The following is a 16,854-nucleotide window of genomic DNA, read 5'->3' as shown; positions in this document are numbered from 1 at the left end:
AATTGTTGTCGCTAGGTTGACGAATGTTTTTAGCAAAATAAACAAAGCGACTGCTCTCACAGTCGCTTTTGGTATATCTAAATGTCTTTATAATTGTGCTTGTAACTCGGCCTTTTTCTTAGATTGTTCATCTGTTTTTGGGGACGTTTGCTTTAATAGTTCCTTTGCTTCATTTACTCGGCTGTTAACAATGAGTGCTTCAATATAATTAAGTTCAATATCAACATCTTTCCCTTTCGATAAATCAAACGCTTTAGCGGCATACTTTAACGCCCCTCGATTATCACCTGATTTAAGTAATACTTTACCGTAAGTATCAGCAACATTAGGGATTTTAGGTGCTAAGGAATAAGCTTCTTTTGCGTGTATCAAGGCTTTATCTATTTTTTCTTGCTCTAAATACAACCAAGCCAAATTATTATGAGCAATAACATTTTTTGGTTGTTTTTTAACAACATCATCATAAACCGTTATCGCTTTATTGTTGTCATTTTCTAAATAAATTCCCGCTAGCATCGTTTTAATCCGGTTTTCATTTGGATCAATAGTTAAATGATGCTCTAGTACTTTAGCGGCTTTAGTCGCTTCTTCATTACCTATATAAGCACCCGCCAAATACACTGCATTTTGACTACTCGGATAAACTTGATATAACTTAGTTAATTTAGGTATGGCTTGAGTAAATTTTTCTTCTAATAATAAAATTCTTCCAAGTAGCCCTTCTTTTAAGGCTGTATTAATATTGGTAACGGCTAATGTTTTATACAGATTTTTAGCGGGAGTAATTTGTTTACTGTTAAGTAATAACTGCATTTTCACCAACTGTAATACCAAATTATCTTGATGATAATCTAAACCTCGTTTTACTACATTCAACGCACGTTCATTATTACCTGTATTAGCATGTAGGTCTGCTAACAGCACCACTGGTTCTATATGGTATGGACTTGCTTTTAACCACTGCTCTAACGTCGATTGAATTTTTTTACCGTCATTTTGTTTTTTATAGTTATACACCATTAATTGCCAGTAACGTTTTGGCAATTTTGGGGTTTGCGTGAAGTTAACAAGTAAACTTTCTGCTTCTTTATATTGCTCTAAACTCACCATAGCTTCAGCAACCAATATCGCTTTTTTGATATCAGTTTTATCTGTTTTATAGGCCGCCTGCAGCTTTCCTAACGCCATTTCATTACGGTAAACACCAAAGTAATGTCTTAGTACTTTATTATTATTGGGTGCCCGTGTAATTAAGTAATCGATACGTTGCTGACTTAATGCTGTGTTTTTTTGCTGGCGAGCTAACCTTAGTTGCTCCATTAATGCAAAAAGATTGTCTGGCTCTAATGCTAAGCTCTGTTTTAATGAATCTTCAGCTGCGGTATATTTTTTCTCTTTAATAGCAATACTTGCCATCAAGCTATAACCGCCAGACTTTTCGGGGTACTTTTGTTGCCATTTATTCGCTATTTCTCGTGCTTTTTCAATATCGTTGTTTTGGATCGCAGCATAAGCTAACGCCAATTCGGCTTCGATAAATTTAGGATCGAGTTTAACTGCATCTTGTAAGTCCTGAATGCCAGAAGGATCATTCATCATTAACTTTAAAATACCTTTTCTAGCATTATCCCCTGCATTATTTGAGCTAGCGTCTTCATTCATCTCAAGTAATTTCTTTGCTTCAGCTGTTGCCCCAAGCTCTAATAACTTATAACTTAATGAAGATAAAAATTGGCCATCATCAGCTTGGCTCCCTTCAAAATCACCAATAGTCGCACTTATCTCATCAATTAACCCCAACTCAAGTTGAGTGACAGCCAACATACGTCTAGCTTGATGGTCTTTAGGCAAGTATTTAACGACTGAAGTTAAATGACGATGGCTCTGCTGCCAATTTTTCAAATAAAAGGCACTCGCACCAGCGACTAGTTTTAAATTAAACTGATTAAAATTCGCTGATAAGGCCATTTCAGCATGCTCACTGGCTTTATCAAAATCTTTGGCATTAAAAGCAACCATGGCTTTAATGTAATGTGCAAAAGGTTGGCTATCTATTTGGGCTAATATAGCATCAGCATACTTTTCAGCTTCTTCATCTTGCCCTGACTTAAGTAATGCATCAGCTAACAGTAATTGCACAATGCCGGAGCGAGGTTGTAGGTTTAAATATTCTTGGAAACTAAGTGCTGCTTGCTGATAATCTTTAGTTACCATCGATACTTGCCCTTGTAGCATTAGCGCATCTACTTGCTTGGCATCGATGGTTAAAATCCGTGAAATTAATGTTTTAACTTCATCATATTTATTTTCTGATAACTGAAAGTACGCCGAAGCAAGCATGCTATAAAGACTTTGCTGAGCAATCGACTGTGCCAACTCAACACTTTGTAGTGCCAATTCAGGTTGTTCACTACGTAACGCTGCGAGTGTTTGATAGGCTAAATATTGGCTATGCTCTTCAGCAGCAAGTTTCTTGGCTGCTGTACTTAATGCCAACAAATCAACATCACTATCCGTTAATATGTATGCTCGAGCAAGTAAAGGCAGTACTTTGTTTACCGCATAATTATACTGATGAGCTCGCTCAAGTTCTTTTACTGCCGCGGCACCATCTCCTAAATTTAAATAGATCTGACCTAACAGAAAACGAACCTCTCCATTTTTGCTATCGGCTCTAATAGCATTTTTTAATTCTATAATACTTTCATTGACTTTATTTTGGCTCAGATAGCTTTTTGCATTTGTCAGATGAGATTCAACAGAGACTTGCTCACTACAGGCAGTCAATGCCAGAGCGATACTTAAATAGAGAGAAGCTTTTACGAATTTCATGCAGAATTTCCTTTGCTGTTATTATTAAGTGAATACCTAAAGGTATTGCATTTGTAAACTAGTTATACCTATTGGCTTAAAACTAACAAAAAACCAAGCCTATTAACAGTAAAGCTAATCGGCTTATTTATACCTGTCTATTAAGTAAGAGACTCGCTACGTTTAAATGACCATAACATTCATAGTTTGTTACTAAAATGAGAACGTCAGCCTAATTATCGATATCGTTAATAGTCTATTTGCAATCACAATGCCAGCTAGGTACAAATGGGGCATGGTAATTACTTCAACGCCACTGTTCTTAATGTGAATGAGGATTGCATCGGCTGGTTATTAATGACAACCAGCTATGTTTACCTGATATTCCCACTTTCTTTATCGACCAAAATAGCTTCAATATCACATAGCAATACTGAATATTGGTTCTTGCCTTTCATTGGTTTGCTATAAATAATGAAAAATTATTTAGTCGTTCTAACAGAGTTTGAAGTACGAAAGTTTTTCTCTATCAACCATAAAAGAAGACAACTCAGCCAGTTACTCTGTAAGTAACAAAGCTAATACTTGCGCTGTTTTTTCCTGCATTAATGTCACATCAGCTTTAGATTCAACATTTAAGCGAACTACAGGTTCTGTATTACTGCTACGTAAGTTAAAGCGCCAATTACCAAATTCCATGCTAATACCGTCTGTTTTATCAATCACTTGTGCTTGTTCTTGATAAAAAGAGAAAACCCGGGCAATGGCTGCTTTAGGGTCGGCAATAGTATTATTAATTTCACCTGAAGATGGGTAAGCCGCTATACGCTCTTTCACTAAACTAGAGAGTGGCTGTTTACGTAAACAAACAAGCTCTGCTATTAACAACCAAGGGATCATGCCGCTATCGCAATAAAAGAAATCACGGAAATAATGATGAGCACTCATTTCACCGCCATAAATAGCATCTTCACTACGCATACGTTCTTTAATAAACGCGTGACCAGTTTTACTTTGAATGGCTTGACCACCTGCTTTCTCGGCAATATCAATAGTATTCCAAGTTAGCCGTGGATCATGAATAATTTTTGCTTCAGCTTTACTGCCTTCAATTTTATTTAAAAAGTTTTCAGCTAATAAGCCAACAATATAATAGCCTTCAATAAACTCTCCGTTCTCATCGAATAAGAAACAACGATCAAAGTCGCCATCCCAGGCAATGCCCATATCAGCACCGTGTTTAATGACTGCATCACGGGTTGCGGCACGATTTTCGATAAGTAATGGGTTTGGAATACCGTTAGGAAAACTACCATCGGGCTCATGATGTACTTTAATAAATTCAACCGGAACATTTAAAGCATTAAAGGCACTTTCGATAGCATCAAGCGCTGGACCTGCGGTACCATTGCCAGCATTCACCACTAACTTTAACGGAGTGATGTTTTTATCATCTATATACGTTAATAAGTGCTCAGTATAAGGCTTAGTAATATCAACTGTTGTTAACGTACCTACCGTTTCAACATCGACAAAATCATTTTTCTCAGCAAGTGCTTGAATATCAAAAAGACCTGTATCACCACTAATAGGTTTTGAATTTTCACGTACCAACTTCATACCATTGTAATCAATAGGATTATGGCTTGCAGTAACAACAATGCCACCATCACATTGTAAGTGACTGGTCGCAAAGTAAATGTGTTCTGTGCCTGCTAAACCTAAATCAATAACGTTAGTGCCACCAGCCATTAAACCTTCAGCTAACGCTTTTTTTAACTCTGCACTGGTTAAACGAATATCCCCCCCCACTACCACGGTTTTTGCTTGGGTATGTTGAGCAAAGGCGCGACCGACGCGATAAGCGACATCAGTATTTAATTGTTCGCCTAATTTTCCGCGGATATCATAAGCTTTGAAACAGGTGATTTTCGAGGGGCCTGACGTTAAGGCGACTTTAGCAGCTGACATGGAATATTCTCGTCCTTGGTATTGTATGAATAATGGGTTGTTAACTTATATTAACTTGATGCTATTTTTTCTTCTAGCTCAGCTAGTTTAGCTTCAAGTTCAGTTATTTTAGAACGTGTTTTGATCAATACTTGTGTTTGCACATCAAATTCTTCGCGTGTCACCACATCTAGCTGCGATAATTTACTTTGCAAAACAGATTTAGCTTTATCTTCAAAATCACTGGCCATATTTTTCAGGCTAGGTGGAATAGAATCTGTTACTTGCTTGGCAATTTCTTCAATTTTTTTGGCATTAATCATCATAATTTCTCATCGATTTGCATTTGATATCATTGTAACTGTTTTGCACATGACTAAAAACAGGTAAAATCTACCACACGAAAGTTTATTCGAATATAACAGCGAAAAAGTAATGAAACTAAATCCTGGACAAAATGAAGCGGTAAAATTTGTGACTGGTCCATGCCTAGTATTGGCAGGCGCCGGCTCAGGTAAAACAGGTGTTATTTGTCAAAAAATAGCTTACCTCATTCAAAAATGTGATTACAAAGCACGTAATATTGCCGCGGTAACCTTTACCAATAAAGCGGCACGTGAAATGAAAGAGCGTATTCAAAAAATGCTTGGCCGTGAACTTACCCGTGGTTTAACGGTTTCAACCTTTCACTCGTTAGGTCTTGATATTGTCCGTCGTGAAATTAAAACCTTAGGTTATAAACCTGGCTTTACCTTATTTGATGACCAAGACTCCCTCGCATTACTGAAAGAATTAACCATTGATGAACTTGATGGTGATAAAGATTTACTAAGTAGACTACAAAGTAAAATATCCAATTGGAAAAATGACTTATTCTTGCCTGATGATGCCATCAAAGCAGCCAATGATGCTGATAGCAGTGAGTATGCAGAATTTTATCAGCGCTATCATAAACATATGAAAGCCTATAACGCCTTAGACTTTGATGATCTTATTCTTATCCCTACGCTGTTAATGAAAAACTATCCTGAAGTACGTGAACGTTGGCAGAACAAAATTCGTTATTTATTAGTGGATGAGTACCAAGATACTAATGCTAGCCAGTACGAATTAGTAAAAAATATTGCCGGCGATCGCGGTCGCTTAACCGTCGTAGGCGATGATGATCAGTCTATTTATTCATGGCGTGGCGCTAAACCAGAGAATTTAATACTGCTTGGTAAAGACTTTCCCGATCTCAAATTGATTAAACTTGAGCAGAATTATCGCTCTAGTGGTCGTATATTAAAATGTGCCAATGTACTGATCGCCAATAACCCCCATGTTTATGACAAAGCGTTATTTAGTGAACTTGCCTACGGCGTAGAGTTAAGAGTGATACAAGCAAAAAATGAAGAGAATGAAATTGAGCGTGTTATTGGCGAGTTGATTGGTCATCGCTTTATGAACCGCAGCCAATATAAAGATTACGCTGTTCTATATCGTGGTAATCATCAATCTCGTTTGCTTGAAAAAGCCCTGATGCAAAACCGTATACCTTATAAAATCAGTGGTGGTACTTCATTTTTCTCACGTCCTGAAATAAAAGATGTGATGGCCTATTTACGTGTACTCGTTAACCCTGATGATGATAATGCTTTCTTGCGTATTGTTAATGTACCTAAGCGTGAATTAGGCCCTGCTACCTTAGAAAAATTAGGCACTTACGCTAACATGCGCCAAATTAGTATGTTTGCTGCTAGTTTTGAACTTGGCTTAGAACAAACCTTAACAGGTCGCAGCCTAATGAAGATGCAAGCATTCACCCAATGGGTCGTTGATATTGGTGATCAGGCTGAACGCGGTGATACCGCTGCAGTATTACGTTCTATGATCCGACAAATTAATTACGAAGACTACCTATACGATACCTCGATGAGCGCTAAAGCGGCCGAGATGCGTATGAAAAATGTTACCGAGCTCTTCAGCTGGGTTACCCAAATGCTTGAAGGTGGTGATGACGAAGAGCCGATGACCTTGCCGCAAATTGTTACACGCTTAACTTTGCGCGATATGATGGAGCGCAATGAAGAGGAAGACAGTAACGATCAAGTTCAGTTGATGACACTGCACGCTTCTAAAGGGCTAGAATTTCCTTATGTATTCTTAATTGGTATGGAAGAAGGTTTATTACCTCACCAAACCAGTATTGATGAAGGCAGTGTTGAAGAAGAGCGTCGCCTTGCTTATGTTGGTATTACTCGTGCTCAGCGTGAGTTAATATTCACTTACGCGAGAGAGCGCAGACAGTTTGGTGAATTGTCTCGTACTGAAGCGAGTCGATTCTTACATGAATTACCGCAAGATGATTTAAATTGGGAATTGGGTGCAGCAAAGAAAAAAACTGTTGAACATGTAGAGCAATCGAACTTACAAGGCATGGCAGGTTTACGTGCCCAACTAGCTAAAGCTAAAGAAGCTAAAAAATAATGTCATTTTTAAACTAAAAGCATTTACCCTTTGGTAAATGCTTTTAGTTACTATCTATCTCAGTTTTTAATATATTGGCAATGCAGCGTCAACATTTGCTGTATAGTTTGGATACTTATCTTGGGTATTCGTCTTGGGTACTCGCACTAATTAATTTACTTGCTCTTGCTGTAAATTCTTTAATATCTGACAATCACCTACCTTATCATTTGGACACGACGTAGCTAAGGCATGCAGTGTCTGCTCTAACAAGGTCAATTCAGCAATCGTTTTTCTTACTTTATCCAACTGTTGTTCAATCAAGGCATCAACTTCCTGACAAGATGACTTTTGATCTACTTGCACGGCTATCAGTGTCTTAATTTGATCTAATGGTATTTTTAACTCTCGACAACGCCTAATAAACACCAAGCGCTCAATATCACTCGTGCGATATTCTCGATAACCATTATCCTTTCGATGAGCCGTGGGCAATAAGCCAATATCTTCATAATAACGTATGGTCTTACTGGCAATTCCACTTTCTTTAGCTAATTGGCTTATTTTCATATTAACTTTCATGTGAGCCTTTATATCATTTTTATACATTTGTTCAAAACACTTGACCTTACCGTAACTGGAAGGTTTATCATGCTGCCATTATAACGATAACCATCTGCTACCGGTAGCTGGAAATATCAGTAATTTGTTACTCTCTAGCAAGTTAGTAATGTAAATAATTTTAGTGAATATTAGGAAAGATCATGCCTTTGTTTAATTATCGTATGTTATTACGTCGCTCTCCAGCCTGGAGAGTACCTCGTTTAACAAACCAACTAGTTATCTGTTTAACCGTATTACTACTAAGTCCAAATACCCTAGCGAAAGAGGTTAAACAGCTAAACACGCTGACTTTAGCCACTGCTATTAAACGAACGCTAGCTAAAAATCCCGCTTTAAAAGTGTTCTCACTACGTCAAGTTTCACTTGATGGCCAGCAACAAACTCAGGCTTTAGCGCCAGCTTATCAGTTAGCTTTTGAAGCAGAAAATTTTGCCGGTAGTGGTCAGTTAAAAGGTTTTGATGGTGCAGAGTTCACTGTGTCTTTATCGTCAGTCATTGAAATGGGCGACAAGCGTGCCGCACGTCGTGATATGGGTAGTCATAGAAGTGCGCAGTTATCCGCTGAACGTAAAATTACCGCCTTAAGTCTATTAGCTGAAGTAACACGTCGCTATATTGATGTACTTACCGCCCAAGCCAATTTGAGCTTAGCAAATGAAGCAACACAATTGGCGGAAGAGACTTTAGTTGCAGTTGAAAAACGTGCTAAAGCAGGCTCAACGCCAAAAGCCGAAATAAAACGTGCCTTGGCCGCCGTTGGTAATGCCCGCTTAGGCTTATCAGCAAAGCAGCAGAAATTTTCTTATTCTAAGCTTTCTTTAGCCTTATTATGGAATGAAAGTTTGGTCGATTTTAACAAGGTTGCTGGTGATTTATATTACTTCTCAGCCGATGTCGCTTTTGACCAACTCTATGCCAAAGTAAAACAAAATCCTGCACTACTCGCCTTTGCCAGTGAAGAGCGACTCAAAAACGCGCAATTACGTTTAGCAAAAAGTCAGTCAAGTGCCGATATACAATGGACTCTTGGGGTAAAACAATTACAAGATATAGGTGATACCGCATTGGTTGCAGGTTTTAGTATACCGCTGTTTAGCTCAACGAATAATAGCGGCGCTATTATTACCGCACAAGCTGAGCGAGATGAAGTACAAGCAAGAAAAATCACCGCATTACTTAATTTACATAGCCAATTACAACAAGCCTACTCCAGTAGAAAACAGGCAATTTATACCGCTAATAGTTTAAGAAATACCATTATTCCTCTACTTGAAGAAGCACTAGCAGAAACGCAAATTGCCTATCAGCGTGGTTTATATAGTTATCTTGATTATTTAAGCGCGAGACAAGAGTTACTGATTGCAAAGCGAGCGTTAATTAAATCGGCATCAGCCGCTTTGCGTTTTGGTGCTGACATAGAACAACTTATTGCCGAGCCCTTACCTGCTTCACAACATGCCTCATATGAAAATAATCGTTTTACCCAAGGATAATTTAATGAACAGTCCCTTTTTAGCTCAAAATATAAAGCACGGTATATTAATAAGTACCTTGATATTTATCCTGCCTTTCTCCTTAACGAGTAATGCGACTTCCCAAGTAGATAAACATTCAGACAGCCGTGTCGCAGTAAAAGAAAATAGCTCTATAGCTACCAACAAGGCCATCGAACATGGTGATGAAACTGAACATAAAGATGAGCACACTAACGATCATGGTGAGGAACACGGCGATGAACATAGCGAAGAAGGCCATATAGCTATTTCAGCCGAGATGATAAAAACCGTTGATATTACTTCGTTAACAGCAACATCTGGTGAAATAAAACAGCGTCTTACCTTATATGGAACATCAACAACTGAGCCAAGTGCAGTGAGTCAAGTCCGTGCACGTTTTCCCGGTATTATTACGCTACTTAGTGCAAATGTCGGCGATAAGGTAGAAAAAGGTCAGCTTATTGCTGAAATCGAATCAAATAATAGTTTAATGCGCTATAGCATCCACTCTGCTATTTCAGGGGTAATTACTCAACGTAATGCTAACCCAGGCGAGTTAGCCAATGAACAGGTATTACTTACTATTGAAGACCACCAAAAGTTATGGCTTGAATTACAAGTATTTGCGACACAACAATCAAAAATAGCGATAGGCCAATCAGTACGCATCAGTATGGAAAATCAAGTGACTGATTCAGTGATCAGCCAGATTTTACCTAGCCGAAATGATAGTCCTTTTAGTATCGCCAGAGTAGCCCTTGATAATAGTCAGAGTAAGTGGTCTATCGGTAGTTTACTGGTCGGGTCGGTTGTTATTAACAAGTTAGCAGTGCCTCTTATTATTGATAACAGCGCCATTCAAGTAATGGAAGGTAAACAAGTAATATTCGTTAAAAATGAACAAGGCTTTGAAGTACGCGTTATTAGTTTAGGCCTTAGCGATGGTCAATTTTCACAAGTATTGTCCGGGTTAAAGAAAAACGAGATCTATGCTGTGAAAAACAGTTATTTACTCAAAGCCGAACTGGAGAAATCTAGTGCTGAACATCACCACTAGGAAATAATTATGATTGAATCACTTTTACGTTTCTCAATTGCCAAACGCTGGCTAATAATCACCTTAACCCTAGTGGTAATGGGGCTAGGTTATTGGAGTTATCAGAAATTACCTATTGATGCCGTACCTGATATCACTAATGTACAGGTTCAGATCAATACCCGTGCGGATGGGTATTCTCCTTTAGAAACCGAACAACGCATTACCTACACGGTTGAAACAGCCTTAACGGGTTTGCCAAACTTATCGTACACCCGTTCATTGTCACGTTATGGTTTGTCACAAGTCACCGTTGTTTTTAATGAAGGTACTGATTTATATTTCGCCCGCAGCTTAATCAATGAGCGACTTAATGCCATAAAGGGCAAACTTCCTGCCGGTTTATCACCAGAAATGGGTCCCGTTTCAACGGGTCTGGGCGAAATATTCATGTATACCCTTGATGCCAATGCTGATGCAAGACAAGAGAATGGTAGTCAATATGATGCAACAGCCCTTAGGGAAATACAGGATTGGATCATAAAGCCGCAACTCGCCTTAGTAAAAGGTGTTACCGAAATAAACACTATAGGCGGTTTTGATAAGCAATATCACATCACTCCATCACCTAGAAAAATGCTTGAATATGGCATTTCTTTCACCGATATTCACACGGCATTAGCCGCTAATAACAGTAACCGTGGTGCTGGTTATATTGAAAGTAATGGTCAACAACTGACGGTTAGATCGCCAGGACAACTTAAGACCATTGCCGATATTGAGCAGGTGGTTATTAAAAACATCAACCATTCACCCATTAAAGTCAGCGATATTGCTGAAGTCGCCATTGGTAAGGCCTTACGTACCGGCGCAGCGACCCATTCAGGTAAAGAAACAGTGCTAGGTGCTGCCATGATGCTAGTGGGTGAAAATGCCCGAGAAGTATCACTCGCTGTGGCTGAAAAGCTTGCACAAGTACAAAGTTCTTTACCTCAAGGCATTAATGTCACCGCTGTTTATGATAGAACCACCTTAGTTGATAAAGCCATTGCTACCGTGCAAAAGAACCTCGTTGAAGGTGCTTTATTGGTGATAGTGGTGCTATTACTATTGTTAGGTAATGTTAGAGCGGCGTTAATTACCGCGGCAGTAATTCCGTTAACTATGCTCGCGACAATAACAGGCATGGTACAAGCAGGCGTATCAGCAAACTTAATGAGCTTAGGTGCATTAGATTTTGGTTTAATTGTCGATGGCGCAGTAATTATTGTGGAAAATGCCACCCGCCGCCTGGCAGAGTCACAACGTCAAAAAGGTGCTAGATTGGCATTAAAAGATCGACTGCATGTGGTTTTTCAAGCTACTAATGAAGTGATAAGACCCAGTTTATTTGGTGTGATCATTATTACCGTGGTGTATATCCCACTGTTTTCATTAACCGGTGTTGAAGGCAAAATGTTCCAGCCAATGGCAGCGACTGTCGTTATTGCTTTGTTATCCGCTTTAGTCTTTTCGGTGACTTTAGTACCTGCGGCTATTGCCTTGTTTATGACCGGCGATATTAGTGACAAAGAAAGTGCCGTGATAAAAGTCAGTAAATCAATTTATAAGCCGATGTTACTTCTCGCCATGAAGCTACGTTGGTTAGTGCTTTCATTGGCTACATTATTAGTCATATTGTGCGCTTGGTTAGCAACAACCTTAGGCTCAGAGTTTATCCCTCAACTTAACGAAGAAGATATTTTATTACAAGCAATTCGTATTCCAGGCACAGGGATAGAGCAAGCAGTTGAAATGCAGAAATTACTTGAACAAAGCGTTAACCAATTTCCACAAGTACTCAATGTATTCTCAAAAATAGGTACACCGGAGATTGCCAATGATCCTATGCCACCGAACGTGGCCGATACTTTTATTATGTTAAAACCACGTAATGAATGGCCAGACGCTAGCTTGAGCCATAGTGAATTAGCCGCTGACATTATGGCAAAAGTAGCAAAGCTACCCGGTAATAATTTTGAATTAACTCAACCCATTGAAATGCGCTTTAATGAGTTAATTTCTGGCGTAAGAGCCGATTTAGGTATTAAAGTCATCGGTGATGACCTGCAACAACTATTAACATCGGCCAATGCGATTCGAGAAGTGCTTGAGCAAGTTGAAGGTGCCAATGATATTCAAGTTGAGCAAGTCACTGGTTTACCCATGCTGTCAATTAAACCTAAAAGAGTCGCACTGGCTCGTTATGGTTTAACCGTCGCTGAGTTACAAGATACTGTTGCTACCGCTATCGGTGGAGAAAATGCAGGACTCATTTTTGAAGGTGACCGTCGCTTTAATATAGTGGTTCGATTACCCGAAACGATCAGGCGTGATGTTAATAAATTAGCTGAGCTGCCTATCGCCTTAACTTCAGGTGGTTATATCCCTTTATCTGAAGTTGCCACGCTTGATATTGCGCCAGCACCCAACCAAATAAGCAGAGAGAATGGCAAAAGGCGCATAGTAGTAACTGCTAATGTTCGTGGTAAAGATCTGGGTAGTTTTGTTAACGAAGTCAAAGCCAAAATAAATAGCGAAGTTGAGATACCTGCAGGATATTGGTTAGAATATGGCGGTACCTTTGAGCAACTGGAGTCTGCCAGTCAACGTTTAGCGATTGTATTACCACTGACACTAGCCTTAATTTTTGCACTACTCATCATGGCTTTTAGTTCAGTAAAAGATGCACTTATCATTTTTACTGGTATTCCGTTAGCACTCACTGGTGGTGTGATTTCATTGTGGTTACGCGATATGCCGCTTTCTATCTCTGCCGGAGTCGGTTTTATTGCTCTGTCTGGGGTGGCTGTATTAAATGGCTTAGTGATGTTGGCCTTTATTAGGCAGTTATGTAAAGAACGTACTGAGTTGCTTACTGCCATTATCGACGGAGCCATGATTAGGCTAAGACCGGTGTTGATGACAGCATTAGTCGCTGGTTTAGGTTTTGTGCCTATGGCACTCAACATAGGCACAGGCGCCGAAGTGCAGCGCCCGTTAGCAACGGTTGTAATTGGCGGTATTATCTCATCAACGCTACTGACGCTTTTAGTATTACCAATACTTTATCGACTTGTGCATGAGCGTAGCTTTAACAAGACTAAATAGCTTGAGAGTCATATAAACTAGAGTAAATCCGCAAGAGCATATTTAAGGTTACTGTGATTGAAATCAAACCCTTGTATGAGTAACTTTTGCGGATAAATATTTTGACTGATCAATAATAACTCAGCGCCTTGCCCCATCAATAGTTTAAGCATAAATTCTGGTACACTAAATAAAGTAGGGCGATTAAGTTGTTGCCCTAAAGCTTTGGTGAACGCGACATTGGTAGATGCCTGTGGCGAAGTGCAATTAATAGCCCCCTCAATGGTAGCTGTTAGCATGCAAAATTGAATAGCATGAATCATGTCCTCGATATGTATCCAAGACATATACTGCTGGCCATGACCAAGCTTACCACCTAATCCTAAATAAAATGGCCAGCGCATTTTTGCTAGTGCGCCACCATCATTTGCCAAGACAACACCAGTGCGTAATAACACAACCCGACAATGATCCTTAGCCTTTAAGGCAATATCTTCCCACTTTTTACATAATTCATGAGCAAAACCCGTATGTGTTACTTGCGCATCTTCATCAGTTAAATTTTTTCCTGTCTCACCATAATAACCGATAGCTGAACCACTAATTAAACAGCTAGGTTTAAATTTAGCACGCTCAATCATAGCAACAACTTGCTTAGTTATTTGCCATCGACTTTGACAAATTTTTTCTTTTTGCTGAACTGTCCAACGTTTATCAACAATAGGCTCACCGGCAAGATTGATGATCACCTCAAAGCAGTTTTGCTCTGGCAGTTGCTCGATAAATTCAACGCCTGCTGGTAAAAGCTTTTCTGCCTTTTGTCCATTACGCGTTAATACAGTGAATTGATACGGTTGCTGAAAAGCATTGATAAAATGTCTACCGATTAAACCGGTACCCCCTGTTATTAATATTCTCATGCTACCCCCACTACATTTAAGTCAGCTATCATTAATAAGCATTGTCGATCAATTAAAGTTTGTAAATGTACCTGAACAATTAATACAGCCTATGGTTAAATTACATACATACTTTTCAATAAGCTTATGCATTAATTTTTTACTACCTAATACCCTTAAAAAGTGTATTGTTGTTACTTAATATATAAATGTAATAGACTGAAATTATTACAAGTAATATCAACCTGTAAAGTAAAATCATCTACCGTGATCAACAAGAGAGATATATCATGATGCAATTTGGATTCAAAAATCTGTTACTTATTACCATAACAATATTGGTTGGATTGTCTGTCTCTTTAACAAGCTATTTTTCCTATGTTAAAGAGGAAAAGGCATTAACAGCTTTCATTATTAAAGAAAATAGTCAGTTCGTTCAACAACAAGCCAAACTTATTGAAAAGCAATTAAATGAAAAAGCATTAGGCTTAGCCAGAATAGCAAAACTTTATGATAACCAACGAGAAGAAGGCACTACAGAAGATTTTGTTAAACTCACAGAAACCATTGCTTTTGCTATGAACCTTAATAGCTCTGCTATTGGTTTTGAAAGCGGTGTTGGTTATTGGAACCAAACGAGTGAGGTGTGGCCTAATCACATATTTGAAGGTGATGTTAGAGATGAATCTTATTACAAGTTAGCTCGTAGGAGCTCAGGTACAGCAATAAGTGAGCCTTATTTCGATTCAATAGATTATTGGATCAGCATAGTTCATCAAATACAAAACGGTATCATTACTGTTGATATGAAATTGGCTTTCTTGAATCAATTAGTTAAAGATTCAGCAGAAATTCCGGGAGCCGTCGCATTAATATTTAATAAGGACACGACGGTATTAGCCTCGACCAGTAAAACAGTTGAAACTAAAAAGTTAGCAACTAGTTATCCTTGGTTTAAAAAGGCTGCGTTAGCTGCTGTTAGCCAAAAAAGCGGTATAACTCATTATCAATTTGATGGCATGGATAACTTACTTTTCTCACACCAAATTAAAGTCGCTGATAAATACTGGTACTATACGCTGGCTCTAGATACAGAAATTGCTTATGCGAGTCTTTCTACAGCAAAAACAAGCGCCATTGTTAGTACTTTTGCAGCAACCCTGATAAGCGTGGTATTGGTCTTTATTTTATTACAAATATTGTATCGCCCTATCCTCGTATTAAAAGAAACAATCACAGCGCTTTCTCAAGGTAATGGTGATTTAACACAGCGACTAAACGTAGATTCAAATGATGATTTAGGCCAAATTGCAGATGGCGTTAACCGCTTTATAGAAAGCTTGCAATCGATGATGTTAGAAATAAAAGAGGCTACCACTGCGCTAAACGGCAATGTCCATACGCTAAAAGATCAATCAGAGCATAATACAGCTATATTAGATGGACATGTTCAAGAAACAGAACAAGTGGTAACGGCTATTGAAGAAATGAACTCCACGGCTGGCTCTATGGCAAGCGATATAGCAAACGTAGCACTACTCACAGACAACGCAAATAATGCCGGTCGTGATTCTATGCACACTGTAACTCAAGCTCAAGAAACTATCTCTGAATTGGTCTCAGACGTTGATAACTCGGTAGAAAGTGTTAGTGAAATGAGTAACAAGACCGATGGTATTAACTCAATCTTGAGTGTTATTGGTGGCATTGCAGATCAAACAAACTTATTGGCACTTAATGCGGCTATTGAAGCAGCCCGAGCTGGTGAACAAGGCCGTGGTTTTGCGGTAGTTGCCGATGAAGTACGTAATCTTGCCAGCCGTACCAAGTCAAGTACTGACGAGATTGAAAGTGCACTAGCTAGCTTACTAAAAGGTAATCAAACGGTTGTTGACTCAATGAGTGTAACGAAAGAGCGTTGCCAAAAAGCGGCCACGGGGGCAGGTGAAGTATCAATAAGCTTGGATGAAATGACGGGCATTGTCTCGGAAATTAATAATTTAAGTACACAAGTTGCCGCGGCGGCCGAAGAACAAAGCAATGTCACACATGAGGTCAGTAAAAACATGGCAACCATTAGTGAAATTGTCGGTGAGCTGGATAAAAATGGCAAACAAGTGTTTGCAGAAATCAATAGTGTTGATGATATTAACCAACAGCTAACCGAAATTATAAGTCGATTTAAAGTGTAGCTGGATTAAATATTGCCCGTTAAAACCTGCGGTTTAATCCATAGATAAATAGTAAACATAAAAACCGCAGTACTTAGCAAGTATTGCGGTTTTTTTGAGATTAATGACCTGACGATTCGATTCAATCGCTGCCAATTTTTACGAATATTCTCCTTACCTTCGATAAATTTAAACATATAAGATAATATTATCAACGATATAGGATTAGTATCCATCGGCTGTATTAGCCCCCTAAACTTTATCCCTATTTACTATTTAAATCATTAGAC

The 16,854-nt window shown here is 38.8% G+C and carries 10 protein-coding genes; 5 read left to right on the top strand and 5 right to left on the bottom strand.

Features of this window, described 5'->3' with window-relative positions:
* Positions 1–87: 87 nt before the first annotated feature.
* The 3 genes from prsT to ubiK form a co-directional block, all read right to left on the bottom strand.
* Positions 88–2,832, bottom strand: coding sequence for an XrtA/PEP-CTERM system TPR-repeat protein PrsT (gene prsT / locus CXF85_RS19285; protein ID WP_101230252.1), 2,745 nt, complete (start codon positions 2,830–2,832; stop codon positions 88–90).
* A gap of 537 nt (positions 2,833–3,369) precedes the next feature.
* Positions 3,370–4,782 carry a phosphomannomutase CpsG gene (locus tag CXF85_RS19280; RefSeq protein WP_101230251.1) on the bottom strand — a complete coding sequence of 471 codons (1,413 nt, stop codon included), beginning with the start codon at positions 4,780–4,782 and terminating at the stop codon, positions 3,370–3,372.
* A 50-nt stretch (positions 4,783–4,832) separates the two neighbouring features.
* On the bottom strand, positions 4,833–5,084 hold the full coding sequence (ubiK, locus tag CXF85_RS19275; RefSeq protein WP_101230250.1) for a ubiquinone biosynthesis accessory factor UbiK: 252 nt from the start codon (positions 5,082–5,084) through the stop codon (positions 4,833–4,835).
* A gap of 112 nt (positions 5,085–5,196) precedes the next feature.
* Between ubiK and rep the strand changes: the two genes are divergently transcribed.
* Positions 5,197–7,230: a DNA helicase Rep gene (rep, locus tag CXF85_RS19270; RefSeq protein ID WP_101230249.1), complete on the top strand. Its 2,034-nt coding sequence runs from the start codon at positions 5,197–5,199 to the stop codon at positions 7,228–7,230.
* Between the two features lie 150 nt (positions 7,231–7,380).
* Here the strand turns inward: rep and CXF85_RS19265 are convergent, their stop codons facing one another.
* Complete coding sequence (locus tag CXF85_RS19265; RefSeq protein WP_232771267.1) at positions 7,381–7,791, bottom strand: MerR family transcriptional regulator; 411 nt, start codon at positions 7,789–7,791, stop codon at positions 7,381–7,383.
* Between the two features lie 182 nt (positions 7,792–7,973).
* Between CXF85_RS19265 and CXF85_RS19260 the strand changes: the two genes are divergently transcribed.
* From CXF85_RS19260 to CXF85_RS19250, 3 genes are read left to right on the top strand one after another with little or no spacing between them, the layout of a single operon-like run.
* On the top strand, positions 7,974–9,326 hold the full coding sequence (locus CXF85_RS19260) for a TolC family protein (RefSeq protein WP_232771266.1): 1,353 nt from the start codon (positions 7,974–7,976) through the stop codon (positions 9,324–9,326).
* Between the two features lie 4 nt (positions 9,327–9,330).
* Positions 9,331–10,386 (top strand): efflux RND transporter periplasmic adaptor subunit, encoded by a 1,056-nt coding sequence (locus CXF85_RS19255; RefSeq protein WP_101230248.1) that lies wholly within the window; start codon positions 9,331–9,333, stop codon positions 10,384–10,386.
* Positions 10,387–10,395: 9 nt separating this feature from the next.
* Positions 10,396–13,515 carry an efflux RND transporter permease subunit gene (locus CXF85_RS19250; protein WP_101230247.1) on the top strand — a complete coding sequence of 1,040 codons (3,120 nt, stop codon included), beginning with the start codon at positions 10,396–10,398 and terminating at the stop codon, positions 13,513–13,515.
* 17 nt (positions 13,516–13,532) lie between these two features.
* On the opposite strand, the gene CXF85_RS19245 is transcribed toward CXF85_RS19250, so the two are convergent.
* Positions 13,533–14,414, bottom strand: coding sequence for a TIGR01777 family oxidoreductase (locus tag CXF85_RS19245; protein ID WP_101230246.1), 882 nt, complete (start codon positions 14,412–14,414; stop codon positions 13,533–13,535).
* A gap of 269 nt (positions 14,415–14,683) precedes the next feature.
* Between CXF85_RS19245 and CXF85_RS19240 the strand changes: the two genes are divergently transcribed.
* Positions 14,684–16,585 (top strand): methyl-accepting chemotaxis protein, encoded by a 1,902-nt coding sequence (locus tag CXF85_RS19240; RefSeq protein WP_101230245.1) that lies wholly within the window; start codon positions 14,684–14,686, stop codon positions 16,583–16,585.
* Positions 16,586–16,854: the final 269 nt, after the last annotated feature.

The sequence above is a fragment of the Colwellia sp. 75C3 genome (genome assembly GCF_002836255.1).
Taxonomy (GTDB): Bacteria; Pseudomonadota; Gammaproteobacteria; order Enterobacterales; family Alteromonadaceae; genus Colwellia.
Note: the sequence above shows the minus strand (reverse complement) of the source record. Positions and strands in the feature narration are given on the sequence as shown.